The organism is Pseudomonas inefficax, assembly GCF_900277125.1.
Classification (GTDB): Bacteria; Pseudomonadota; Gammaproteobacteria; order Pseudomonadales; family Pseudomonadaceae; genus Aquipseudomonas; species Aquipseudomonas inefficax.
In genome coordinates this window covers 82,637-107,687 of sequence record NZ_OPYN01000207.1, presented here as the reverse complement: position 1 = coordinate 107,687, position 25,051 = coordinate 82,637, and the positions used below count along the sequence as shown (strand labels likewise).

The following is a 25,051-nucleotide window of genomic DNA, read 5'->3' as shown; positions in this document are numbered from 1 at the left end:
TATTCCGGCACACGGGCCGGCCCACGAGGCCAGCCCGGCAAGCCAACGCTTCGCCTATCGGCGTGGCCGGTGCTGCACGAAGGTCAAATCCAATAACAAAATGAGGTTGTATTGCTATGCCAGTCGGCAACCATCCTGCCCACGGCCAGGCCACTGAAGGCGGCCCGCTCAAGCGCGAACTGGGCGAACGGCACATCCGCCTGATGGCGCTGGGCGCCTGTATCGGTGTCGGTCTTTTCCTCGGTTCGGCCAAGGCCATCGAAATGGCCGGCCCCGCCATCATGCTGTCCTACATCATCGGCGGTCTGGCCATTCTGGTGATCATGCGCGCCCTTGGCGAAATGGCCGTGCACAACCCGGTCGCCGGCTCGTTCAGCCGTTATGCCCAGGACTATCTCGGCCCGCTGGCGGGCTTCCTTACCGGCTGGAACTACTGGTTCCTGTGGCTGGTGACCTGCGTTGCCGAAATCACTGCGGTGGCCATCTACATGGGCATCTGGTTCCCCGACGTACCGCGCTGGATCTGGGCCTTGGCGGCGTTGGGCAGCATGGGTGCGGTCAACCTGGTGGCCGTCAAGGCCTTTGGCGAGTTCGAGTTCTGGTTCGCCCTGATCAAGATCGTCACCATCATCGCCATGGTCCTTGGCGGCATCGGCATCATTGCTTTTGGCTTTGGCAATGACGGCGTGGCAATGGGTATCTCCAACCTGTGGAGCAACGGCGGCTTCATGCCCAATGGCGTGACCGGCGTGCTGATGTCGCTGCAGATGGTCATGTTCGCCTACCTGGGCGTGGAAATGATCGGCCTGACCGCCGGTGAAGCACGCAACCCGCAAAAGACCATCCCGCAGGCTATCGGCTCGGTGTTCTGGCGCATCCTGTTGTTCTATGTCGGTGCGCTGTTCGTGATCCTGTCGATCTACCCGTGGAACGAAATCGGCAGCCAGGGCAGCCCGTTCGTCATGACCTTCGAGCGCCTGGGCATCAAGACCGCCGCCGGTATCATCAACTTCGTGGTCATCACTGCAGCGCTGTCGTCGTGCAACGGCGGCATCTTCAGCACCGGGCGCATGCTCTACAGCCTGGCGCAGAACGGCCAGGCCCCGGCGGCCTTCGCCCGTACTTCGAAGAACGGCGTGCCGCGCAACGCGCTGCTGTTGTCCATCGGCGCACTGCTGCTGGGCGTGCTGGCCAACTATCTGGTGCCGGAGAAGGTCTTCGTATGGGTTACTTCGATCGCCACCTTCGGCGCGATCTGGACCTGGGTGATGATCCTGCTGGCGCAGCTGAAGTTCCGCGCCGGCCTCAGCACTGCCGAGCGCAAGGCACTGAAGTACCGCATGTGGCTGTGGCCGCTGAGCTCGTACCTGGCGCTGGCCTTCCTGGTGCTGGTGGTCGGCCTGATGGCGTACTTCGAGGATACCCGCGTGGCGCTGTACATCGGCCCGGCGTTCCTGGTGTTGTTGACGGTGCTGTACTACGCGTTCCGCCTGGCGCCGAAAGACGCGCAGGGTGTGGCCGCCAGTACTGCTTCCTGATCTGAAATGGCTGGGGCCGCTTTGCGGCCCTTTCGCGACACAAGGCCGCTCCTACAAGAGGTCTCGTACTCCTGTGGGAGCGGCCTTGTGTCGCGATGGGCTGCACAGCAGCCCCGGGGATCTATCAGGCCGCTACTTCGCTATTGGGCTCGAAGCTGTCCGCCCGCGCCAGCTGCCACATGCGCGAGTAGAACTGGCCATTAACCTCGCCAGTCAGCAGCTCACCCGGCTTCAAGAACACATGCATCTGCGAGAACAGCTTGATCTCGGTGGCCGAGATGCGTCGCACCAGATGCTTGGCTTCCAGCTGCGCCGGGTGTTCCAGCCCCGCTGCAGCCAGCATTTCGGCCAAGGCTCGCAAGGTATTGTGATGGAAGTTCAACACCCGCTGGGCTTTGTCCGGCACCACCAGCGCACGCTGGCGCAGTGGGTCTTGCGTGGCTACACCGGTCGGGCACTTGTTGGTGTGGCAGCTTTGCGACTGGATGCAACCAATGGCGAACATGAAGCCGCGCGCCGAGTTGGCCCAATCAGCGCCAATGGCCAGCACGCTGGCAATGTCGAAGGCGCTGACGATCTTGCCGCTGGCGCCCAGCTTGATCTTGTCACGCAGGTTCAGGCCGACCAGGGTGTTGTGCACGAATAGCAGCCCTTCGCGCAGTGGTACGCCAATGTGGTCGGTGAACTCCACCGGTGCCGCGCCGGTGCCACCTTCCTTGCCGTCGACGACGATGAAGTCGGGCAGGATGCCGGTTTCCAGCATGGCCTTGGCGATGCCCATGAACTCCCACGGGTGGCCCAGGCAGAACTTGAAGCCTACCGGTTTGCCACCAGACAGTTCACGCAGCTGGGCAATGAACTGCATCATCTCGATGGGGGTGGAGAAGGCGCTGTGGCGTGACGGCGAGATACAGTCTTCGCCCATCAGCACGCCACGGGTTTCGGCAATTTCCCGGGTCACCTTGTGCTTGGGCAGGATGCCGCCATGGCCGGGCTTGGCGCCCTGGCTCATCTTGATTTCGATCATCCGCACCTGCGGGCTGCGTGCCTGGGCGGCGAAGCGTTCGGGGTCGAAGCGCCCGTCCGGCGTGCGGCACCCGAAGTAGCCGCTGCCCAGTTCCCAGACCAGGTCGCCACCGTGCTCGCGGTGATAGGGGCTGATGCTGCCCTCGCCGGTGTCATGGTGGAAATTGCCCAGCTTGGCGCCTTGGTTGAGGGCGCGGATGGCGTTGGCGCTGAGTGAGCCAAAGCTCATCGCCGATATGTTGAAGATCGACGCCGAGTATGGCTGGCTGCACTGCGGCCCACCTACGATGACCCGGAAACTTGCCGGGTCGGCCAATGGCGCCGGGCGCATGGAGTGGCCGATGAATTCGAAGCCGGACTCGTACACATCGATCAGGGTGCCGAAGGGTTTGTCCGAGGCTTCATTCTTCGCCCGAGCGTACACCAGCGAGCGCTGGGCGCGGGAGAACGGCAGGGCGTCGCTGTCTGCCTCCAGCAGGTACTGGCGGATTTCCGGGCGAATGGCTTCGACCAGGTAGCGGATGTTGCCCAGGATCGGGTAATTGCGGCGTACCGCGTGGCGCTGCTGCAACAGGTCGAAAAGGCCGATCAGGCTGAGGATGGCGGTGCTCAGGGTGAACGGCCACAACCATTCGTGGTGGGTGAAGGGCAGGCTCGCCAGGGTGAACAGCACACAGGCGGCGAAGAAGGCATAGCGACTGAGAAGTGACAGGCTCATACAGGGTCCTTGCGATGGCGCGGTCAGGCTCAGGGCCTGGGGCAAACCCCGACCATAGCCCGGTTTGGGCGGTGCTGAAAATGAAAATCGGGGTAGCGAAAATCATTCTCGCCGAGACTTGGCAACGGTCTTCGGGGCAACGCGGGCTTTTGTAGGAGCAGCCTTGTGCTGCGAAGAGGCCAGCAGGGATACAGATTGTCTTCGGCAACAATGGCCTCTTCGCAGCACAAGGCTGCTCCTACAGGGCCTGTGCATGCCCTGAAGGGATTCAGACAGTGTCGCGCAGCAGCTTCTGCCGCCAGCTTTCCTGCTCTTGTGCCGGCGCTTCGACCAGGTACGAATAGTGCCCAGCCACCCGCACCGCCACCGGCACCCCGTCGCGATACAACAAACGGTTGCCACTGACCGCTGGCACTTTCGCCCCCGGCAGCAACGACCCGACCAGGTTCAGCGGGTCACTGGCACTCACCACCACCAATGCCCCGTCCAGTTCACGCCGCCGCACCTGCCGCAGCAGCCCCACCGCCTCCGGCAAGGCGAATTGTTCGCCGGCCAGCCCGGCAATGAAGCGCCCGCCACGAATCTCGCCACGCGCTTCCAGCCGGTGATAGCAGCGCAGCAGTTCACGCCAGGGCGGCAGCACATCGCTTTCGCGCTCCAGCAGGCGCCAGCACACCACGCCATAGCGTCGAAGCAGAGCCCGGGCGATGTGCTCCAGGCGCTGGCTGTCGTCTACGGTACCCCTGCGCAGCAAGGCCCAGCGCCCGGCATGGGACATGCTGCTGGACAGCGGCGGGTGGCCGCGTCGGCTGTTGCGCGACGTGCGTTTCGCCGCCGGGGTGATAAGGCTGCGCAGGCCAGTGAAGCTGTCGGCCCCCACCAGGCCTGCGCCTACCAGCTCCTGCAAGGCTGTCTCCAGCTCGCTGGGCAGCAGGTGGGCGTCGTGTGCCAGCTCGTCGAAGAACAGCGCGCCATGTGCGTTCAGCACCTGGTGGACGCGTTGCGCCCGTGCGCCGAGGCTATCCACCGCAGGCACGGGGGCCAGGCTGCGCCACAGGCCAAGGTGCTCGCGCGGCAGCAGTACCAGCGGTGTGCTTGACAGGGTGTTGCTCGACACCGTCGCCGCCAGCCGGCTCCAGGCGAACTGCCCGCTACGGCACGCATCGTCGAGCCATTGCGGGCTGTAGTCCTTGATACGTGCCGGCAGCAGTTCGGCTTCCCAGGCTCCGGCGGCACTCGGGAACCCTTGCAACTGGCCAAGGACCTCGGCCACCGCTTGCGGGCCACGCAGGTGCGTGTCGTTGGCCAGGTGCTGCCAGTCGAACAGAAAGCGCATGAAGTCCTGCAGGCTGACCGGCTCGATCTCCCGGCGCAGGCGTTTGACCGTGTAGCGATGGATGCGCGCCAGCAAATGGCGCTCGCACCACTGCAGTTCGCTTGCGCCAGGGCTGAAATGCCCACGCAGCACATAGCCTTCGGCCTCCAGGCGGGCCAAGGCCTGTTCGATGGCCTGCAGCGGCTTGCCAAGTGCTGTCGCAATCTGTGTGCGGGTCAGTGGTCCATGGCCGCTCAGACGGGCTCGCAACAATTCGACCAGCGCAACGTCCGGCTCGATGACCTGATCGAAGCCAGGCAGTACCTGCAACGCAGGTTCCAGCCGGGCGCCGGGGTACAGCGCCTGCAGCAGGCTCAACCGCTCCCGCGCCAGCCACAGCTTTTCATCCACCAGGCGCAACGCCCGGCCGGCCTTGGCCAACTGCCTGAGCAGCAGCTCCCAGCTGGCATTGCCCTGCACTTCGTCCTGGCTGATGGCACCCAGGCCCATCAACGCTTCATGCATTTCGTCTGCATTGCCCGGCTGCGGCCAGGCCTCGGCCGCGACGGCGGCAATGGCATCGGCGTCCAGCGCGCCCAGGTCGTCGCCGTTCTGCACCTCGCTCCAGCGCCGGTTGAGCACTGCCTGAGTGCGCCGTTCTTCCAGTGGTGCGTCATCCAGGAAGGCATAGGGCCGTGCGTTGAGGATGGCCGACGCCAGCGGCGAAGGGGCGGGCAGGTCGCGGCACAGCAGGCGCACCGTGCCGCTTTCCATACGCCGCAACAGCGCCAGCCAGCCTTCGCTGTCCATGGCCTCGTGCAGGCAGTCGTCGAGGGTTTGCTCGACCAGCGGATGATCGGGAATCTGCCGCTCGCCGACGATGTTCTCCAGGCAGGCGATCTGCTCGGGGAATACGGCGGCGATCAGGTCTTCGCTCTTCATCCGCTGGATCTGTGGTGCCACCTTGCGTCCGCCGACAAAGCGCGGCAGGGCCATGGTCACGCTGGCGTTCCAGCGCCAGCGCACGCCAAACAGCGGCGCGTCGAGCAGCGCCTGGACCAGGATCGGCTCGGCGCTGCGGCTATTCAGGTAACGCCACACGTCGTCCAGTTCGAAACTGTGGCTGGAGGACAGCGACAGCACGATGGCGTCCTCGCTGGCGGCCGCCTGCAACTCGAAGTTGAAGGTGCGGCAGAAGCGCTTGCGCAGGGCCAGCCCCCAGGCGCGGTTGATGCGGCTGCCGTAGGGTGAATGGATGATCAGCTGGGTACCGCCGGACTCATCGAAGAAGCGCTCCATCACCAGCGTGTCCTGCGAGGGCAGGGCGCCGAGCACTTCGCGGGTGCGGGCCAGGTAGTCGAGCAACTGGCTGGCGGCGTCTTCGCCCAGCTCGAAGGTGCCCTGCAACCATGCCAGCACCTTGGCCTGGTCGTTGTCAGCCAGCTGTTGGTCGATCTGCGCCTGCAGCCGGGCCACTGCGGCAGACAGCTCGTCGCTGCGCCCCGGCGCCTCGCCCAGCCAGAACGGGATGGTCGGTGGCAGGCCATGGGCATCCTCCACCCGCACCCGGCCCGGCTCGACCCGCAGGATGCGATAGGAGGCATTGCCCAACTGGAAGATATCGCCGGCGATGCTTTCCACGGCAAAGTCTTCATTGACGCTGCCGATGTTCAGCGCCTGCGGTTCGAGCAGCACGGCGTAGTCGGCGTTGTCGGGGATGGTGCCGCCGCTGGTCAGCGCGGTCAGTTGGCTGCCGCGGCGGCCACGCAGGGTGCCGCTCACCGCATCGCGGTGCAGGTAGGCACTGCGCACGCCTTGGCGGCCGTTGTAGCCCTCGGCGAGCATGCGCAGCAGGGCCTGGTAATGTTGCTGGTCGAGTTCGGCGTAGGGGGTGGCCTGGCGCAGGCAGTCGAACAGGGCCTGTTCGTGCCAGGGCTGGTTGCTGGCCTCGGCGACGATCTGCTGGGCCAGCACATCCAGCGGCGCCCGGGGAATGTGCAGTTCGTCCAGCTCGCCCCGGCGTACGCAGTCGAGCAGGGCCACGCATTCGATCAGGTCATCGCGTGAAGTCGGGAACAAGCGCCCCTTGGGCACGCCATCGACCTGGTGGCCAGCGCGGCCGACCCGCTGCAGCAAGGCCGCGATCGAACCTGGCGAAGCGATCTGGCAGACCAGTTCGATGTCGCCGATATCGATGCCCAGCTCCAGCGACGCAGTGGCCACCAGCACCTGCAACTGGCCGTTTTTCAGGCGTTGTTCGGCATCCAGGCGCAGTTCCTTGGCCAGGCTGCCGTGATGCGCGGCAACCGCCTCTTTCCCCAGGCGGTCGCTGAGGTGGCGGGTGATGCGCTCGGCCAGGCGCCGGGTGTTGACGAACACCAGGGTGGTGCGGTGTTCGCGCGCCAGGGTGGCCAGGCGGTCATAGACCAGGCCCCAGACATCGGTGGCCATCACTGCACCCAGCGGCACTGGCGGCACCTCGATGGCCAAGTCGCGCTGCCGAGCATGGCCGACATCGACGATTGCGCAGGGGCGGCCGTTGCCGACCAGGAATTGCGCCACCCGCTCGACCGGGCGTTGCGTGGCCGACAGGCCGATACGCCGCAACGGCCGGTTGCACAGGGCCTGCAGGCGCTCCAGGGTCAGTGCCAGGTGGGCGCCGCGCTTGTTGCCGGCCAAGGCATGGATTTCGTCGACGATCACCGTATGCACGCTGGCCAGGCCTTCACGGCCCGAAGCCGAGCCCATCAGCACGTAGAGCGATTCGGGTGTGGTCACCAGGATGTGCGGCGCCAGCTTGCGCATGGCGGCGCGCTCCTTCTGTGGGGTGTCGCCGCTGCGCACGGCCGTGGTGATGCGCGGGGCGTTCAGGCCCTGGTCCGCCAGGGCCTGGCTGATGCCTTCCAGCGGTGCCTGCAGGTTCAGGCGGATGTCGTTGGACAACGCCTTGAGTGGCGAAACGTAGACCACCTGGGTTCGTGCGGGCAGTTCGCCCTGATGCTCCAGGCCCTGGCGAAACAGTTCGTCGAGCACGGCAAGGAACGCGCTGAGGGTCTTGCCCGAACCGGTCGGCGCGGCCAGCAGCATCGACTGGCCTGCATGGATCAACGGCCACGCCTGGGCCTGGGCATCGGTCACCGTGGCGAAGTGGCGACGGAACCAGGTGCGCACGGCGGGGTGGAACAGCTCGAGCACCGGGTGGTGTTTGGCGGGCAGGTTCATGTGTTGGTTATGGAGGGTGTGGGGCGGGTTGGCAAGGGGCCGTTCGTCTGTGAAACAAGCTTTGACCTGTGCTGCCCTCTTCGCGGGTAAACCCGCTCCCACAGGTACAGCGCCGCTCCCTGGCCCTGTGGTGCACCTGTGGGAGCGGGTTTACCCGCGAAGAGGCCGGCACAGGAAACACCGGCCTTGTCAGGCCATTGACCCCCATGGGATCCTCCCCGGCCATTGTTTCAGGTGAGCCCACCCATGCCTAACACCATCCGCATCGCCGCCGCCCTGTTGATCGACCCCCAAGGCCGCACCCTGCTGGTACGCAAGCGCGGCACCCTGGCCTTCATGCAGCCCGGCGGCAAGATCGATGCTGGCGAAACCCCGGTGCAGGCGCTGGTGCGCGAGCTGCATGAGGAACTGGGCCTGCACATTGACCCGGCCCAGGCCGTGCACCTTGGCCAGTTCAGTGCCCCCGCCGCCAACGAGCCGGGCTTCGAGGTACAGGCCGAACTGTTCCGTGTCGACAGCGCCGCAGCCGTGCTGCCGGCCGCGGAGATAGAGGAGGTGGTGTGGCTGGCCGCTGACCAGGTACCCGCCATGCAGCTGGCGCCCCTGACCCGCGACCTGATCCTGCCGCTTTACCGCCAGGCCGTCAGCGCACCGCACTGACGCCATCGAGGGTGGCGAACGAGGTGTCCTTGGCCGTCAGCAGGAAGTCGCGCATGTATGGCGCATCGAGCATGTCGGTGCGCACGGCGGCATAAAGCGTGGCGAACAGGCCTTTCTCACCCAGGCGCTTGCCCTTCACATACCCGCGCGAACTGTACTCGTGCAGCGCCCAGTGCGGCATGCCGCACACGCCACGGCCGCTGGCCACCAGTTGCATCATCATCACCGTCAGCTCCGAGGTGCGCACGGCAGCGGGCTCGATGTCGGCCGGCTCCAGGAAGCGGGTGAAGATGTCGAGGCGGTCGCGCTCCACCGGGTAGGTGATCAGGGTCTGGTCGAGCAGGTCCTGCGGCACGATGTAGGGCTTGCTGGCCAACGGATGCTGGTTGGCCACCGCCAGCATCGCCTCGTAGGTGAACAGCGGCACGTAGGTGATGCCCGCCAGGTCCAGCGGGTCGGAGGTCACTACCAGGTCGAGGTCGCCGCGGGCCAAGGCCGGCAGTGGGGCGAAGGCAAAGCCGGAGGCCAGGTCCAGCTCCACCTCCGGCCAGGCGTCACGGAACTGGTCGATGGTCGGCATCAGCCACTGGAAGCAGCTGTGGCATTCGATGGCCATGTGCAGGCGCCCGGCGGTGCCGCCGGCCAGGCGCGCGATGTCACGTTCGGCGCCGCGTAGTAGCGGCAGAGTGGCATCGGCCAGTTGCAGCAGGCGCAACCCGGCGCTGGTGAAGCGGATCGGCTTGGTCTTGCGCACGAACAGCGGCAGGCCCAGGCGTTCTTCCAGCTCCTTGAACTGGTGCGACAGCGCCGACTGGGTCAGGTGCAGGCGCTCGGCGGCCTCCACCAGGCTGTCGGCCTCGCGCAGGGCATGAAGGGTTTTCAGGTGACGGATCTCCAGCACAGCTGACTCCGGTGTGTGGACTTGAGGAAACAGGGAATGAGTTGAGTTTCCCTCATGTTGCCGCGCCTGTCGACTGGGCATACGGCCGCACCGCCTGGCGGGAGTCATCAAACTGTCACCGAACTGTGGCAGCGCGCCCGAACAGAATTCATCAGACTCGCGTTCTACTGGGGATCTGCATTCTGGTGTTTCTTTCATGCGGGCTTTTTGGCTTTTTCTTTTCTTTGTATTCGGCGTTCCTGCGGGTTTTGCTGAACAGCGTTGTGACGCCCACGTGCCGGTGCAGCGTGCCGAACTGGGCGCGGTCAGCCTGGTGTACCAGAGCGTCGGCGCGCCACGCGACCCGGCCTTGCTGCTGGTGATGGGCCTGGGTGGGCAGTTGATCCACTGGCCGGACGATGTGGTCGAGGCGTTGTGCCGACAGGGCTTTCGGGTAATCCGCTATGACAACCGCGATGTCGGGCTGTCGCGCTGGAACCAGGTGCCGCCGTCGGCCAACCTGACGGTCGAACTGCTGCGCTACAAGCTGGGCCTGCCGATGGCGGCGCCATACACGCTGACCGACATGGCGGATGATGGCGTGCGCCTGATGGATGCATTGGGTGTGCGCCAGTTTCATGTATTGGGCGTGAGCATGGGCGGCATGATTGCCCAGCACCTGGCTGCAATGGCGCCCGAGCGGGTGCGCAGCCTGACCTTGGTCATGTCCAGTTCAGGGGCGGCGGGGCTGCCAGCGCCGGACCCGGCGCTGGTGCAGTTGCTGGCCCGGCGCAGCGCACCGAACCGCGAAGTGGCCATCGAGCAACAGGCCGACCTGCTGGCGGCGCTGGGTAGCCCTGACGTGCGTGACGACCGTGCGGCCTTGCTGCAGCAGGCGGCGGTGGCCTATGACCGGGCGTTCAACCCTGACGGGGCCAAGCGCCAGATCATGGCGATACTGGCCGAGCCGAGCCGGGTCGAGCTATTGAACCAGCTGAGGGTGCCGACATTGGTGGTGCACGGCACGGCCGACCCTTTGTTGCCAGTCATGCATGGCGTGCACTTGGCGGCGCATATCCAGGGCAGCCAGCTGCGCTTGATACCGGGGTTGGCGCACCGCTTCCAGGAAGAATTCAAGGCGCCGTTGCTGGGGGCGGTGTTGCCCTACCTGCAGGCGCATCGGCAGGATGTCACGCATATCGCAGGGCTCTGAATCGAGGTCTGGCGCGGTCCATTGTGGGAGCGGCCTTGCGTCGCGAAAGGGGCGCGTAGCGGCCCCAGGATTCAAGCCCCCTTGCAAAAATGCCGGGGCCGCTTTGCGGCCCTTTCGCGACGCAAGGCCGCTCCCACAGGGTTGCGTGCGCCTTCAGGCTAGTGCATCCGCACCCACAAGGTCACCAGCACGGTCGCGGCCATCAGCCAGGCCACGGTGGCCAACGCCAGCGATACCTCCAGGCGCATGCGGTCGACCAGCACATACAAGGTCGCCAGGTACACGAAGTACGGAATGATCGCCCACATGCCGAACAGGATGGTGGTCTTCAGGTCGGCAATGCTGCGGCCCTTGCCGACTATGTAGTGGGCGATCAGGGCGAAGGTCGGGAACAGCGGCACCAGCCCGGCGATATAGTAGTTGCGCGTCTTCGACAGCACCGCCAGCAGCAATACCACACCAGCGCCCAGGGCCGCTTTGAATACCAGGTCCACGTTGTCTTTCCAGTTGGGATTGAGGTCAGCCGAGGCCGTATTTTTTCACTTTGTCGAACAGCGTGGTCTTGGCCATGCCCAGCTCCTGGCTGGCCTGGCTGAGGTTGCCGCCAGTGCGTTGCAGGGCGTCGCCGAGCAGGTTGCGCTCGAATGCTTCCACCGCCTCGGCAAAGCCCAAGCCTTGGCTGGCAGCACCGCTGGGGCCTTTCTTGAATGCTGGCAGGCCGAGGGCATAGCGTTCGGCGACGTTGCGCAGTTCACGCACGTTGCCCGGCCAGTCGTGGGCCATCAGGCGCGACAGGGTCTGGCTGTCCAGTGCAGGTGTTTCACGGTCGAAGCGCAGGGCCGACTGCTGCAGGAAGTGTTCGAACAGCTGCAGGATATCTTCGCGGCGCTCGCGCAGCGGTGGCAGCTCCAGGGTTACCACGTTCAGCCGGTAATACAGGTCGCTGCGGAACTGGCCGCTCTGGCCCATGGCATCCAGGTCGGACTTGGTGGCGGCGATCACCCGGCAGTCCACCGCAATGCTCTGGTTCGAGCCCAGTCGCTCCAGGGTGCGCTCCTGCAGCACGCGCAACAGCTTGATCTGCAGGTTGATCGGCATGCTCTCCACTTCGTCGAGGAACAGCGTGCCGCCGTTGGCGTGTTCGATCTTGCCGATGCGGCGTTTGCCGGCACCGGTGAAAGCGTTGGCCTCGTGGCCGAAAATCTCGCTTTCGAACAGGTTTTCCGGCAGGCCGCCACAGTTCAGTGCCACGAAGGGCTGGCCCTGGCGGCGGCTGAAGTCGTGCAGGCAGCGGGCGACCAGCTCCTTGCCGGTACCGGTTTCGCCTTCGATCAGCACGTTGGCCGAGGTATCGGCGACGTTAGCGATCAGTTCGCGCAGGTGCTCCATGGCCGGCGAACGGCCAATGATGCGCCCCTCCAGGCTGCTCTGCTCGGCCAGCTGGCGGCGCAGGGCCACCACTTCGCGCGACAGCCCGCGCTGTTCGAGGGCACGGCGCACCACGTCGACCAGGCGCTCTGGGGAGAAGGGTTTTTCCATGAAGTCGTAGGCGCCATTGCGCATGGCGCCGACCGCCATGTCGATATCGCCGTGGCCGGTGATCAGCACCACCGGCAGGCTGCGGTCGCGGGCCTTGAGGCGGTTGAGCAGCTCCAGGCCATCGATGCCTGGCAGGCGGATATCGCTGACGACGATGCCGGCGAAGTCGTCGCCGATGCGTTCCAGCGCCTGCTCGGCGCTGCCCACGCCTTCACAGGCGATGTCCTCCAGGGCCAGCGCCTGTTGGCAGCCGAGCAGCACATGCGGGTCGTCTTCGACGATCAGGACGGTAAGAGGCGCTTGGTTCATGGGTGCTCTGCCGATTCGCTAGGGGGTGAGGCCAGGGGCAGGGCCAGGACGAAGGCCGTGCCGCCACTGGCGGGGTGCTCGACGTTGAGGCTGCCCTTGGCGGCGGCCGCAAGGCTCGCCGACAGGGTCAGGCCCAGGCCCAGGCCATGTTCGCCCGGTTTGGTGGTGAAGAAAGGTTCGAACAAGTGCTTACGCGCCTCGGCGTCGATGCCATGGCCATTGTCGCGCACCTGCAAACGGTACTTGTCGCCCTGCAGCTCGCCTTCCAGCCACAGTTGCGGCAGCGGCTGGGCGGCCATGGCATCCAGGGCGTTGCCGATCAGGTTGACCAGGATCTGCTCCAGTCGAGTCTGGTCGATCGCCAGCTGCTGGTCCTCGAACTGATTGTGCAGCTGCAGGTGGCAGGCGCTGATGCGGTTGGCCAGCACCTGCAGGGTAGCGTCAACCGCCTTGGCCAGCGAGGCCTGGCCGCTGTCGTCACCGCGCCGGGCGAACGAACGCAGGCTGGCGGTGATGCGACCCATGCGGTCGATCAGGTCGTTCATGGTGCGCAGGTTGGTGCTGGCGGTTTCCAGCGCCCCGCGTTCGAGGAAACGCACGGTATTGCCGGACAACGTGCGCAGCGCGGCTAGCGGTTGGTTCAGTTCGTGGGCAATGCTGGTGGACATCTGCCCAATGGCAGCCAGCTTGCCGGCCTGTACCAGTTCATCCTGGGCGTGGCGCAAGGTCTGTTCGGCATGCCGGCGCTCGCGAATCTGGCCCTTCAGGCGCTCGTTGCTGGCACGCAGGTCGGCCGTGCGTTCGGTAATCCGTCGCTCCAGCTGGCTGTTGGCTTCCTGCAGGGCCTCGCGGGCTGCCAGGCGGGTGGCGATGACCTTGCGTCGTTCGTTCCAGGCGATGCCGAGGATTGCCAGCAAGGCGAAGGCCACGCCCACCAGGACGCCTTGTACCATGGATTCGCGGCGCAGGTCCTGCAGCGGGGTCAGCAAGGTGAAATGCCAGGGCGTGTCGACCAGGCGCCGGGTCTGGGCCAGGTAGGCCATTTCGCGGGCCTTGCCCTGTGCGGTTTCGCTGTTGGCCGGGAAGGTCAGCTTTTCCACACCATCGGCTAGTGTTTCCCGAGCCAGGGGCTGCAGCTCGTTCAGCGGCCACCAGTAGTATTGCAGGCTACGGGCCAGACGCTCCTTGATTTGCGGGGTCAGCGGGCGTACCGACTTCAGGCGCCGGGCCGGGTCGCTGGAGAGGATGATGATGCCGTTCTCGTCGCTGACGAACGCTTCCAGGCGGGCGCGCTGCCAGCGCTCCTCCAGGGTGTCCAGGCGCACTTTGATCACCGCCACGCCAATGACCTTGCCGTGTTCCTCCAGGCCATGCGCCAGGTAATAGCCGGCCTCGCCGGTGGTGCTGCCGATACCGTAGAAACGCCCGGGTTCGCCGCGCACGGCGGTCTGGAAGTAGGCACGGAACGACAGGTCCTCGCCGAGGAACGAGTCGGCATCGCGCCAGTTGCTGGTGGCCTGGACCCGGCCATTGGTGTCGAGCACGAAGATGGCCCGGCTGCGGCTGCGCCGGTTCAGGCCTTCGAGGTATTCGTTGACGGCCTGCCGCGAGCCGCCGTCAGGGTCGGTGAGCAGGTGCGAGACGCTGTCTTCCAGCTCCAGCAGGCTGGGCAGGTAGGTGTACTTGCTGATTTCGCTCTCGACCGTGCGCGCGTGCAGCTCCAGCTGGCGCTCGCCGTTTTCGCTGAGGGCGCGGATACCGTTGCTCTCGCTGATCAGGTAGCCGGCCGTTCCCAGGCCGACCATCAGCAGGATGATCAGTGGCGGTAACAGCAATTGGCGGAGCAGGCGGGATTTCACGGCAGGCTTGGCAGGGAGAAGAAGCGAAGGATCGCATTTCATCACAGTGGCCTTGTCACGACCAGCGCCTGCTGCCCGAAAGGGCAGCGGCGCCGACCGCTTCAGTGAAGCAAAATCAGTGTTGCAGGATCTTGCTGAGGAAGTGCTGGGTACGCTCGTGGCGGGCGCTCGGGTTGCCGAAGAAGTCTTCCTTCTGGCAATCCTCGATGATGTTGCCCTTGTCCATGAAGATCACGCGGTTGGCCACCTTGCGGGCGAAGCCCATTTCGTGGGTCACGCACATCATGGTCATGCCTTCGTGGGCCAGTTCGACCATCACGTCCAGTACTTCGTTGACCATTTCCGGGTCCAGCGCCGAGGTCGGTTCGTCGAACAGCATGACGATCGGGTCCATCGACAGGGCGCGGGCAATGGCCACGCGCTGCTGCTGGCCGCCGGACAGCTGGCCAGGGTGCTTCTTGGCGTGGGCACCGAGGCCGACGCGGTCGAGCAGGGCCAGGCCTTTCTTGGTCGCTTCCGCTTCGCTGCGGCCAAGTACCTTGCGCTGGGCAATGGTCAGGTTCTCGGTGATGGACAGGTGCGGGAATAGCTCGAAGTGCTGGAACACCATGCCAACGCGCGAACGCAGCTTGGGCAGGTTGGTCTTGGGGTCGGCGATCGAGGTGCCGTCGACCACGATGTCACCTTTCTGGAACGGCTCCAGGGCGTTGACGCACTTGATCAGGGTGGATTTGCCCGAGCCCGACGGGCCGCACACCACCACCACTTCACCCTTCTTGACCTCGGTGCTGCAGTCGGTCAGTACCTGGAAGTCCCCGTACCACTTGTTGACGTTCTTGATGGAAATCATACGGTGATCCTTTTTTGCAGGCGCTTGACCAGCCACGAAGCGGAGAAGCTGATGAGGAAGTACACGACACCGGCGAAGATCAGGAACTCATGGGAGCGCCCGATGATGTCGCCGTTGGAGCGTGCCGAGTTGAGAAAGTCCACCAGGCCCACGGTGTATACCAGCGAGGTGTCCTGGAACAGAATGATGCTCTGCTGCAACAGCAGCGGGGTCATCTTGCGGAAGGCCTGGGGCAGGATGATCAGGCGCATGGTCTGGCCGTAGGTCATGCCCAGGGCCTGGGCGGCGCCCATCTGGCCCTTGGAGATCGACTGCACGCCGGCGCGGACGATTTCGCAGAAGTACGCGGCCTCGAACATCATGAATGCGACCACGCAGGAGGTGAAGGCACCCACCGGGGTGTCCTCGCCGGTGATCCAGCGCAGCACGAACGGTACCGCCAGGTAGAACCAGGTGATCACCAACAGCAGCGGGATCGAGCGGAAGTAGTTGACGTAGGCACCGGCCACATTCGACAGCAGCTTGCTCGACGACAGGCGCATCAGGGCCAGGATGGTCCCCAGTACAATGCCGCCGACCACGCCCATGACCATCAGTTGCAGGGTCATGGCCATGCCTTCCCACAGGGCGGGCAGGGCCGGGATGATTTCGCTGAAATCCATGTCCATTTATTTGCCCCCTACGGAAATCAGGCCGGGCACCGAGACTTTCTTCTCGACCATGCGCATCAGCAGCATCAGGCCCATGTTCAGGGTGAAGTAGATCAGCGTGGCCAGGGTGAAGGCCTCGAACAGGTTGGCCGAGAATTCGGCGGTCTGCTTGGTTTGTGCCAGCAGTTCCATCAGGCCGATCAGCGACGCCACCGACGAGTTCTTGAACACGTTCAGGAATTCCGAGGTGAGCGGCGGAATGATGATCCGGTAGGCTTGCGGCAGCAGCACGTTGGTGTAGATCTGCGACAGGCTGAAGCCCATGGCGCGGGCGGCGGCTTCCTGGCCGCGGGGCAGCGCCTGGATGCCGGTACGCACCTGTTCGCACACTCGGGCAGCGGTGAACAGGCCCAGGCAGATGACCACGCTGATCAATGCCGAGGTGGTCGGGTTGAGGTCCTGCTTGAACCATTCCTGCAGGCCTTCGGGCAGCAGGTCCGGCACCAGGAAGTACCAGATGAACAGCTGCACCAGCAGCGGTACGTTGCGGAACAGCTCCACGTAGGCAGTGGCGATACCTGCTACCAGACGGTTCGGCACGGTACGCATGACACCGAGGACCGAACCCAGCAGCAAGGCGATGATCCAGGCGGAGATGGCGATGGCGATGGTCCAGCCCAGGCCGGTGACGTACCAGTCCAGATAGGTTTCGCTGCCCACGCCGGTGGACTTGAAGAACACGCCCCAGTCCCAGTTGTAATTCATCGGGATTTCCCCTCAGACGATTGTTTCACGGGCACCTTCGAGCATCCGAGAGCGCTTGGCGCCCTCGGATGAAAGGTTAGACACTAATGAGTGGCCTGCAGTATTGATTGGTGCTGTTGAGCACCAGGCCACTATCTGAGAGTCAGGACTTCTTCTCGTCCGCAGCCTTGTCGGTCGGCTCGGCGATCAGTTTCTTCAGCTCGTCGCTCATCGGGAACTGCAGGTTCAGGCCCTTTGGTGGGATTGGCTGTTGGAACCACTTGTCGTAGCTCTTGTTGACTTCGCCCGACTTGAAGTAGCCGACGATGGCGTCATCGACCGCTTTCTTGAAGGCTGCGTCATCCTTGCGCACCATGCAGCCGTAGATTTCGTACGACTGTGGTGTACCGGTGATGACCCAGTCTGCCGGCTTGCGAGCCTTGGCCATTTCACCGGCGAGCAGGGCGTCGTCCATCATGAAGGCCACGGCTCGGCCGCTTTCGAGCATGTTGAAGGCTTCACCGTGGTCCTTGGCGGAAATCACGTTCATCTTCATCTGCTTGTCGGCGTTCATCGCCTTGAGGATGCGCTCGGAGGTGGTACCGGCGGTGGTCACCACGTTCTTGCCGGCCAGGTCCGGGAAGTCCTTGTATGCTGGCTGACCGTCCTTGACCTTGGTCAGCAGGCGGGTACCGACTTCGAAGATACCGACCGAGAAGCCGACTTGCTGCTGGCGCTCGACGTTGTTGGTGGTGGAGCCGCACTCCAGGTCCACGGTGCCGTTCTGCACCAGCGGGATGCGGGTCTGCGAGGTGACGAGGTTGTAGCGGACCTTGATGTCCGTGCCCAGCTGCTTCTTCAGGGCCTCGACGACAGCCAGCTGGATGTCATGCGAGTAACCCACGGGCTCGGGCTTGCCGGCCAGGTAGGAAAACGGGATGGAGGAGTCGCGGTGGCCCAGGGTGATGGTGCCCGAATCCTTGATCTTCTTCAGGGTGCCGGTCAGTTCTTCGGCCATGGCCGGCGAAGCGATCACAGCGGCCGCGATGGCGGCGCCCAGCAATTGACGAACGATGCGCATCAAATTTTCCTCGACGTGTTTGTTTTTTTTATGGAGCCGTTGGCGGACTCTTTCGTTCAACGAATACCGCTAGAAGCGAGTGCATTCGGCTACCAAGTGTAGAGCATGAGTCGTGCCAAGCTCTGCTGATGATCATAACGCCGCGAAAATCCATGGGATTAATCTTTTTTTACTCAGGTTTTACCGCTTTTTTCGAACGGGTTTCCGAATGAGTTGCTAGTTGCTGTTCGGGAATCCGAACGAAGGTGTCCGGGTACTTGGCAGGCCGAGGGGCTTTATATACCGCCAGTACGCACCAGCAGCGTGGTGTCCTGAACCTTTCAGGTACGGAGAACACCAACATGGCAACTGCGCAAAGCATCCCCACGACCTCTATCGATCATCTGATCGCGCGGCAACTACCTGCTTGGCTGACAACTGCCGAAAAGCATCACATCAGCGCTTATCACCAGGCGCTACGGGCGCAGCAACAAATTGCAAATGACTTGAAGCACTTGCTTGGCAGCATTCCTGCCATTGAAGACTTCGCCGCCCCGCTGCTGGAGCAGGCTTTGCTGGAGCAGGGGCTTGGTGATATCGACACACGACATGCGTGGGTGGTCGTTTCCGAAGAATTTCCTCTCCCTTCGGCTGCGGAAAAGCTTTATCAGCCAAGGATCACGTATTCAACGCGTCAGAGCCTTCTTGCGGCCGCGCTGCATAATTTCGAAGAGCATGAAACCCTGCAATGGCTGATGCGCAAGGCGCATCTTGTCGACCCGAACGGGGTAAGGCTGGCCATGACGTATGAGGATTTTGCCAGGCTGACTCGCACGCTGGACATTGGCGGGCAGTATCAGTCGCTCCTGAAGCGACTCCTGCACCCCAAGGCCGGTCGCAATCAACCTGAGCATCAGGCCCGAAGGCAGATAGAGCAGCTGTTTGAGAGCAGCGTGCGTACCCAGATGCAGGTTTCGCTGTATCAGGGACGGTTAAAGGGTGAACTGGACGAGCGGGATCTGCAGCGGCTGCAAAAGGTCTTCAAGTCGCCCACACCGACATACCGGGGAGGTACGCTGACACCCAGCCAACTGTATCTGCTGGGCAAATGTATGGTCGGGGTTGTCGCCTTCGAATGGCGGCCTGCGCCGGATGCAGACATTGACGAAGTCATTGTCTGGATTCCTGATGACCCAGAGAAAAGCCTGCGTTATTACGACTCATGGGATGAAGTGTACAGCGCTCTTTCCATTCGCCTGCAGCAGCAGCCTTTCCGTCGGTTCTTCGGCCGTTTCATCAAGGCGCAGGACAGAAGCCAGTTCGACAAGAGCCTGATGCGCTTGCTGGCCGCATCGGAGCCCGGCAAGGCGATGGAACTGGACGGACGAAACCGGCCTGTCGACGGCGATATGTTCGCTCATGTACGAGCATTGCTGATTGCAAAAATATTCGATGACGCTTGCTACCTCGCGGTCCCGACGGGGGTTGAGGATCGAATGACCAGGCACAAGCGTTTGCAGGAAATGGCCAGCGCGGGTCTGGATCTGCTGGGCATGGCAGCTTTCTTCGTGCCCGGCCTGGGCGAGCTGATGTTGGTCGTTGGCGCGGTGCAACTGTTTGATGAGGTGTATGAGGGATATCAGGACTGGCAGTTGGGTGATCGTCAAGGGGCGCTGGACCATCTGTTTGCCGTTGCGCAGGGGCTGGTACTGGCAGGTGTGACCGCAGGGGCAGGCCACGTAGCGAAGCGGCTGCCTTTTGTCGATGGATTGGCGCCAAAGGTAACGCCTGAGGGCAGTGTGAAGCTGGTTCGAGCGCCTCGTTATGCACCTGTTGAAGAGCAGGTGTTGCCGTTGCTCGATCAACTGCAAGGCGAGCACTTTGCCGACACCTTGTCGGATGACGCCAGCATCATGCTCGAAGTTACCGGCATTCAACTTGCCCAGTTACGGCGCTTGAGCCTGGAGGATGCAGCCCCTCCGGCGCGGTTGCTGGACATCCATGAGCGCATCGAGCTGGGCCGGCGGTATCCAGCCCTCACGGGCACTGCGTTCGAGGACGAACTGCAAACGCTGAGTGAAACGCCTTCGGATGACGGGAAGCAATTGATGGAGGCATTCAAGGGCCTGTCGCCCAGAGGGGCTCAGGAAATTCTGGATCACAGCAGTGTTTCCCTTCTGGAAACTCTTCGCGCCAGTAACCGTGTGCCGCTGAGCATGGCGGAACGCGCGCGCTGGTATATCCGTGACAGCAGGGTCGATAAGGCCTGCCTGGGTATCCGCCTGCAAGCGATGGCCAATGCCGACACTGAGAAACTGGTGCTCGGGCTGATCGAGCGCAAGGCGCCTTGGCCACTGGCATCACGTGTCGAACTGCGCGAAGGTAGCCGCGACGGGCGCTTGTTGTTTGCTAGCCAAGGGGAGGCTGCAGAGCCGACGCGCACAATCATCAGGCATGAGCAAGGCTATGCCCTGTCCGGGGAGGGTAGCGAGGAATTGGCCGTTGGGAACAGGCCTTTGCTCCAGGCGGTATTGCAATGCCTGGACGAGAGCCAGAAAACCGTGTTGGGTCACCCGAACTTGCAGGTGAAGCAGTTGCGTACCTGGTTGCTGGAAGCGGCCGCTGGTGATCGTGAACAGGCTGCCAGGCTGATCGGTTTGAGCCCGGTTGGTGCTGGTGTCAGGCCTCCCCGGCGTTTCGCCGACGGGCGGCTGGCCTACCCTCTCAGTGGTGGCGGGGAAAGTAGCCAGCAGGCCATCCGCCGCGGTATTCATCAGATTTTCCCGACGCTCAGTGAAATGCAGCTGGACGCCTACATCGAGGCTGTACGCCAGCGCGGGGGGAACCTGTGGGACCATTATCAGATGCTGCAACGCCAACTCACCGAGCTGCGTGAGGCATTGCGACAATGGCAGGCCGGCTGGCAGACACCGATTGATGCCATCCGTCGTCGCCGTGTTGCGGACACACTGCGACGCAGTTGGCGACGCAAGTTGGTCGATAGCAACGATCAGTACGAACTGACCATCGAAGGCGAGCAGGTAGGGGCGTTGCCGGCCTTGCCGGCAGGTGTCGATTTTGTGCATGTACGCCGGCTGGCTTTGCGCAATATGCAGCTGCCGGCCATCGACGCCCAGTTCCTCAGCCTGTTCCCGAACCTTGTCGACCTCGACCTGAGCGGTAATCAGCTTGTCCAGGTGCCGGACGGAATCGAGCGCCTGACCCAGCTCAGAAGGGTGGACCTGGGCAACAACCGTATCGTCATGGACGAGACGGGCAGCCAGCGCCTGGCCCAGTTACGCCGCCTTGATACGTTGATATTGAGCTACAACCCGCTCAATGGCATGCCGGACCTCTCCGCATTGCCGCATGTTCGCGATGTGCGGTTACGCTCTACCGGGCAGGTGGATATCCGCCAAGTCCATGAAAACGTGACGTTGCGCGCCCATATCGATTTGCGTGACAACAGGATCAGCGAGCTGCAACGGGAAATGCGCGGCCTGCGCTTGCGTCTTCAGCGCCTGAACCTTCATGACAACCCGTTGACGGAAAGCAGTGTGCAATATCTGGACGAAGCACGTGGTGTCAACGACGCGGCTGCCAGAGGCAGTGCAGGTTATACCCATGAGGTGGTCGATGAGCAGACCCGGGCTAACTGGGTCATGTCCAGGAGCGATCTGCTCATGAGGCAGCGGGAAGCTACCTGGGATCGCCTGACTGAAGAGCCTGGTTCGGATGGGTTGTTCAGGTTCCTGGCCGACTTTGCCGAAAGTGAGGATTTCGAATCCCACCCGCGCTATTTCCGCCGCCGCATATGGCGCATCCTTGATGCCTGTGAAAACAACGAAGCACTACGCGAGTTGCTGTTTCGCGAAGCCGATGCGCCGCGCAGTTGCGAGGACCGCCTGTTGCTGATGCTCAACCAGCTGGAAGTGGGCATCCTGGCCTACCGGGGTATCGAGGGGATACCCACTGAGCTGAGGGCGAATCGGTTGTTGCGCCTGGGGCGGCAGTTGCACCGCCTGGACTTGCTGGACGAGATCGCCAACAGGCATGTACAGCGGTTGCGCCAGGAGGGCTTGCGCAGGGTCGATGAAATCGAGGTGCGGTTGTACTACCGCTCGCGGCTAGCGGGAGCACTCGACTTGCCGGTACCGCCCGATGAAATGCATTTTGCCTCATTCGCCAATGTGACCATGGCCGACCTGAGCCATGCGGAACTTGAGGTACTGCGTTCCAGTACCCCGGTTGCCATGTTGGACGCACTTGTCGAACGCCCCTTCTGGCAGAGCTACCTGCGCGAAACTTTCCCGGAGCGTTTCGAGGTGCTGGGCGCGCCGTACCATGATCGCCTGGAGGTACTCGAAGAACAGGCCAGGGCTGGCCAGGAACACGAGTATGACGAGCGAGCACGGTCCCTGATGCAGCAGCACGCTGCAGAAGAGTCGAACTTGATGCGCAACCTGACCACCGAAGTGTGGGCGCGCTCGCGCTATGCGACCCAAGTGTAAACCGCCCCGCGCCTGAAGGCTGCGAGGCGGCACCGATCAGGCCGCTTGGATGCGTGCCTGATCTTGTCCGCGTTGTTGCAGATACTCCCTGAGTACTTGCTGTTCGCTCGCGCTGGTGAACAGCCCCAGCTTGGTGCGGCGCCAGAGAATGTCTTCGGCGTCGCATGCCCATTCTTCGTTGCACAGATAGTCCACTTCGCGGCTGAACAAGCCACCGCCAATCGACTGGCCGAGATCTTCAGGCCCATGCACGCCATCCAGCAGGCGCCAGACGCGGCTACCGTAGGTAACTGCCCAGCGTTTGGCGATGTCTACCGGCAACCAGCCACAGCGCGCCAAAATGGCGTCGACCAGGGCCTGGACGGTGGTCATGTTTTCACCTCCGGGGAGCGCGGCCTCAGCTGTCCAGCTGCCTCGCATCTGGGTGAAGAACGGCTTCAGCTCGCCCATCGCCGACTCGGCCAGCTTGCGGTAGGTGGTCAGCTTGCCGCCGAACACCGACAGCAAGGGTGCCTCGCCTTCGCCTGCGGACAACGCCAAGGTGTAGTCGCGAGTGACCGCGGAGGGGTTGTCCGACTCATCGTTGCACAGCGGACGAACGCCTGAGTAGGTGTGCAGGATATCGCTGCGGCTCAACTGGTGATTGAAGTGCTGGTTCACTACATTCAGCAGGTAGTCGGTTTCCTGCTCGGTGATCGCCACCTTGGCCGGGTCGCCGCTGTATTCGCGATCGGTGGTGCCGATCAGGGTAAAGCGGTCGAGGTAGGGGATGCAGAAAACGATGCGCTGGTCTTCGTTTTGCAGGATGTAGGCATGTTCGCCTTCGTACAGGCGCGGCACGATGATGTGGCTGCCCTGGATCAGGCGGATACCGTAAGGCGCCTCGAGTTTGAGGTCGTCCTTGATGAAGCTGGCGACCCAGGGGCCGGCGGCGTTGACCAGGGCGCGGGCGCGAATGCTCTGCAAGCTGCCGTCGGCATGCTGCAGTTCAACCTGCCACAGGCCATCTGCACGCTCGGCGCGCAGGCAGCGGGTACGGGTACGAATTTGCGCGCCATGTTCGCGGGCAGCCATGGCGTTGAGCACTACCAGGCGAGCGTCGTCCACGGCACAGTCGGCGTACTCGAAGCCGCGGGTGATCGCCGGCTTGAGCGGGTAGCCCGGGCCGAAGCGCAGGCTGCGCGAGGCGCCCAGGCGCTTGCGCTTGCCCAGGTGGTCATACAGGAACAGGCCGGCGCGGATCATCCAGGCCGGGCGCAGGTGCGGGCGGTGCGGCAGCACGAAGCGCATTGGCTTGACAATATGCGGGGCCTTGGCCAGCAGCACTTCGCGCTCGGCCAGCGCTTCACGCACCAGGCGGAACTCGTAGTGCTCCAGGTAGCGCAGGCCGCCGTGGATCAGTTTGCTGCTGGCCGACGAGGTGTGCCGGGCCAGGTCGTCCTTTTCGCAGAGAAATACCTTGAGGCCACGCCCGGCGGCGTCGGCAGCGATGCCCACGCCATTGATGCCGCCGCCGATCACGACGAGGTCATAGCAGTCGGCGACTGGGGGCTGGGACGAAACGGGCTGGGACACGGGCAAGGCCTCCTGGGGCTGTTCACATCGAATATGAACATTGATGTTCGTTTTCGAAAATACTAGCGCAACAGAAAGCCGGTCGCCAGTCAGTCTTTATAGAAAAAACTGATCAGATGACAATGAAATGAACATTTACGAAAATCTCGATGATCGGTTTGAGAGGTGTGGCGTCTGTGAGATCGAGCGCCGCCCGCGCGGCGCTTCGCAGCACAAGGCTGCTCCTACATCTGTTTCGGGCCAGTAATGCCTGTGCCCACGCACGCGACCGCCTTCTTGCCCGACGCGATATCGAGGTGGACTCTTAGGGGCCGCGCACCTTCGCCTCAGGAATAATTGGCCCGAAACAGATGTAGGAGCAGCCTTGTGCTGCGAAGCGCCGCGCGGGCGGCGCTCGATCTCACAGGCGCGACAAACCTTGCGGCATGCGCTTGTCAGCTCTCAAACCACCTCAAGTCGAATCTTGTACTGATTGAGCAGCTGGGTGAGGGCTGGCGTTGGCGCCTGGTCGGTCACCAGGCAGTCGACCAGGCTGATCGAGCCCATGCGCACCATGGCGTTACGCCCGAACTTGCTGGAGTCGGCGGCAAGGATCACTTGTCGGGCATTGGCGATGATCGCCTGGGACACCCGTACTTCCTGGTAGTCGAAATCGAGCAGGCTGCCATCTTCGTCGATGCCGCTGATGCCCACCAGGGCGAAGTCGACCTTGAACTGGTTGATGAAGTCGACACTGGCCTGGCCGACAACGCCGCCATCACGGCGCACCGTGCCACCTGCCACCAGCACTTCGAAATCGTCCTTGGCGGCAAGGATCGCGGCCACGTGCAGGTTGTTGGTGATGACCTTCAGGTGGTTGTGGTTGAGCAGCGCCCGGGCGATGGATTCGGTGGTGGTACCGATATTGATGAACAGCGAGGCATGGTCGGGAATCTGCCGGGCCACGGCTTCGGCGATGCGTTGCTTTTCGTCACGCATCTGGTCGGCGCGCATGGCGTAGGCGGTATTCTCGATGCTCGAGTCGTAGGCCGCGCCCCCGTGGTAGCGGCGTAGCAGATTGAGCTCGGCCAACTGGTTGATATCACGGCGGATGGTTTGCGGTGTGACGACGAACAGCTGCGCCATTTCTTCGATACTGACGTAACCGCGTTCGCGCACCAGTTCGAGGATTTGTTGTTGGCGAGGGGGCAGATTCATGGGCGGTCCTTTGGGGCTGCCGGACAAATGCTGCAATGATGCCGTAGGACGGGGATGACAGCCAGTAGACTATGGCGCATTAGCGCGCAGTCGTTGTGGGAGCGGCCTTGTGTCGCGAAAGGGCTGCGGAGCAGCCCCAGCAATATTCGCCATGACGCGAATTTCCTGGGGCCGCTCCGCAGCCC

16 protein-coding genes are annotated in these 25,051 nt (G+C 63.4%); 4 read left to right on the top strand and 12 right to left on the bottom strand.

Features of this window, described 5'->3' with window-relative positions:
* Nucleotides 1–116: 116 nt before the first annotated feature.
* The gene (locus JV551A3_RS25500; RefSeq protein WP_133975022.1) at nt 117–1,538 is read left to right on the top strand and encodes an amino acid permease; all 1,422 of its coding nucleotides are present in this window, start codon (nt 117–119) and stop codon (nt 1,536–1,538) included.
* 124 nt (nt 1,539–1,662) lie between these two features.
* Here JV551A3_RS25500 and JV551A3_RS25495 read toward each other — a convergent pair whose 3' ends face one another.
* Nucleotides 1,663–3,282, bottom strand: coding sequence for an FMN-binding glutamate synthase family protein (locus JV551A3_RS25495; RefSeq protein WP_133975020.1), 1,620 nt, complete (start codon nt 3,280–3,282; stop codon nt 1,663–1,665).
* Between the two features lie 268 nt (nt 3,283–3,550).
* Nucleotides 3,551–7,819 carry a DEAD/DEAH box helicase gene (locus tag JV551A3_RS25490; protein WP_133975018.1) on the bottom strand — a complete coding sequence of 1,423 codons (4,269 nt, stop codon included), beginning with the start codon at nt 7,817–7,819 and terminating at the stop codon, nt 3,551–3,553.
* Between the two features lie 246 nt (nt 7,820–8,065).
* Between JV551A3_RS25490 and JV551A3_RS25485 the strand changes: the two genes are divergently transcribed.
* On the top strand, nt 8,066–8,479 hold the full coding sequence (locus JV551A3_RS25485; RefSeq protein WP_133975016.1) for an NUDIX hydrolase: 414 nt from the start codon (nt 8,066–8,068) through the stop codon (nt 8,477–8,479).
* On the opposite strand, the gene metR is transcribed toward JV551A3_RS25485, so the two are convergent.
* Nucleotides 8,463–9,380: a transcriptional regulator MetR gene (metR, locus tag JV551A3_RS25480; protein ID WP_003258025.1), complete on the bottom strand. Its 918-nt coding sequence runs from the start codon at nt 9,378–9,380 to the stop codon at nt 8,463–8,465. The genes JV551A3_RS25485 and metR overlap by 17 nt on opposite strands.
* Before the next feature lie 196 nt (nt 9,381–9,576).
* On the opposite strand from metR, the gene JV551A3_RS25475 reads away from it, so the two are divergent.
* Nucleotides 9,577–10,572, top strand: coding sequence for an alpha/beta fold hydrolase (locus JV551A3_RS25475; RefSeq protein WP_133975014.1), 996 nt, complete (start codon nt 9,577–9,579; stop codon nt 10,570–10,572).
* Nucleotides 10,573–10,730: 158 nt separating this feature from the next.
* Here the strand turns inward: JV551A3_RS25475 and JV551A3_RS25470 are convergent, their stop codons facing one another.
* The 7 genes from JV551A3_RS25470 to JV551A3_RS25440 form a co-directional block, all read right to left on the bottom strand.
* Nucleotides 10,731–11,066: a GlpM family protein gene (locus JV551A3_RS25470; RefSeq protein WP_112250588.1), complete on the bottom strand. Its 336-nt coding sequence runs from the start codon at nt 11,064–11,066 to the stop codon at nt 10,731–10,733.
* 25 nt (nt 11,067–11,091) lie between these two features.
* Nucleotides 11,092–12,420 carry a two-component response regulator AauR gene (aauR, locus tag JV551A3_RS25465; protein ID WP_133975012.1) on the bottom strand — a complete coding sequence of 443 codons (1,329 nt, stop codon included), beginning with the start codon at nt 12,418–12,420 and terminating at the stop codon, nt 11,092–11,094.
* Complete coding sequence (gene aauS / locus JV551A3_RS25460) at nt 12,417–14,321, bottom strand: two-component sensor histidine kinase AauS (RefSeq protein WP_133975010.1); 1,905 nt, start codon at nt 14,319–14,321, stop codon at nt 12,417–12,419. The genes aauR and aauS overlap by 4 nt, the downstream gene beginning before the upstream one ends.
* Before the next feature lie 73 nt (nt 14,322–14,394).
* Nucleotides 14,395–15,129 (bottom strand): amino acid ABC transporter ATP-binding protein, encoded by a 735-nt coding sequence (locus JV551A3_RS25455; protein ID WP_003258023.1) that lies wholly within the window; start codon nt 15,127–15,129, stop codon nt 14,395–14,397.
* Complete coding sequence (locus tag JV551A3_RS25450; RefSeq protein ID WP_133975008.1) at nt 15,126–15,797, bottom strand: amino acid ABC transporter permease; 672 nt, start codon at nt 15,795–15,797, stop codon at nt 15,126–15,128. The genes JV551A3_RS25455 and JV551A3_RS25450 overlap by 4 nt, the downstream gene beginning before the upstream one ends.
* The gene (locus tag JV551A3_RS25445) at nt 15,798–16,544 is read right to left on the bottom strand and encodes an amino acid ABC transporter permease (protein WP_112250591.1); all 747 of its coding nucleotides are present in this window, start codon (nt 16,542–16,544) and stop codon (nt 15,798–15,800) included.
* 142 nt (nt 16,545–16,686) lie between these two features.
* Nucleotides 16,687–17,604 carry a glutamate/aspartate ABC transporter substrate-binding protein gene (locus tag JV551A3_RS25440; RefSeq protein WP_112250592.1) on the bottom strand — a complete coding sequence of 306 codons (918 nt, stop codon included), beginning with the start codon at nt 17,602–17,604 and terminating at the stop codon, nt 16,687–16,689.
* Nucleotides 17,605–17,945: 341 nt separating this feature from the next.
* Here JV551A3_RS25440 and JV551A3_RS25435 point away from each other — a divergent pair, with 341 nt between their 5' ends.
* The gene (locus JV551A3_RS25435) at nt 17,946–22,094 is read left to right on the top strand and encodes an NEL-type E3 ubiquitin ligase domain-containing protein (protein WP_133975006.1); all 4,149 of its coding nucleotides are present in this window, start codon (nt 17,946–17,948) and stop codon (nt 22,092–22,094) included.
* Nucleotides 22,095–22,130: 36 nt separating this feature from the next.
* Here JV551A3_RS25435 and glpD read toward each other — a convergent pair whose 3' ends face one another.
* Together glpD and glpR are read right to left on the bottom strand one after the other, a co-directional pair.
* A complete protein-coding gene (gene glpD / locus JV551A3_RS25430; RefSeq protein ID WP_133975004.1) occupies nt 22,131–23,669 on the bottom strand; it encodes a glycerol-3-phosphate dehydrogenase in 1,539 nt (512 codons plus the stop codon).
* A gap of 441 nt (nt 23,670–24,110) precedes the next feature.
* Nucleotides 24,111–24,866, bottom strand: a complete 756-nt coding sequence (gene glpR, locus JV551A3_RS25425; protein WP_046614760.1) for a DNA-binding transcriptional repressor GlpR — start codon at nt 24,864–24,866, stop codon at nt 24,111–24,113.
* Nucleotides 24,867–25,051 lie beyond the last annotated feature (185 nt).

Coding starts and splice junctions, on each gene's coding strand:
- JV551A3_RS25435 (WP_133975006.1), top strand. CDS start 17,946: ATGGCAACTGCGCAAAGCATCCCCACGACCTCTATCGATCATCTGATC.
- JV551A3_RS25450 (WP_133975008.1), bottom strand. CDS start 15,797: ATGGACATGGATTTCAGCGAAATCATCCCGGCCCTGCCCGCCCTGTGG.
- aauS (WP_133975010.1), bottom strand. CDS start 14,321: ATGAAATGCGATCCTTCGCTTCTTCTCCCTGCCAAGCCTGCCGTGAAA.
- JV551A3_RS25495 (WP_133975020.1), bottom strand. CDS start 3,282: ATGAGCCTGTCACTTCTCAGTCGCTATGCCTTCTTCGCCGCCTGTGTG.
- JV551A3_RS25440 (WP_112250592.1), bottom strand. CDS start 17,604: ATGCGCATCGTTCGTCAATTGCTGGGCGCCGCCATCGCGGCCGCTGTG.
- JV551A3_RS25475 (WP_133975014.1), top strand. CDS start 9,577: ATGCGGGCTTTTTGGCTTTTTCTTTTCTTTGTATTCGGCGTTCCTGCG.
- JV551A3_RS25500 (WP_133975022.1), top strand. CDS start 117: ATGCCAGTCGGCAACCATCCTGCCCACGGCCAGGCCACTGAAGGCGGC.
- JV551A3_RS25445 (WP_112250591.1), bottom strand. CDS start 16,544: ATGAATTACAACTGGGACTGGGGCGTGTTCTTCAAGTCCACCGGCGTG.
- JV551A3_RS25455 (WP_003258023.1), bottom strand. CDS start 15,129: ATGATTTCCATCAAGAACGTCAACAAGTGGTACGGGGACTTCCAGGTA.
- glpR (WP_046614760.1), bottom strand. CDS start 24,866: ATGAATCTGCCCCCTCGCCAACAACAAATCCTCGAACTGGTGCGCGAA.
- aauR (WP_133975012.1), bottom strand. CDS start 12,420: ATGAACCAAGCGCCTCTTACCGTCCTGATCGTCGAAGACGACCCGCAT.
- JV551A3_RS25485 (WP_133975016.1), top strand. CDS start 8,066: ATGCCTAACACCATCCGCATCGCCGCCGCCCTGTTGATCGACCCCCAA.
- JV551A3_RS25490 (WP_133975018.1), bottom strand. CDS start 7,819: ATGAACCTGCCCGCCAAACACCACCCGGTGCTCGAGCTGTTCCACCCC.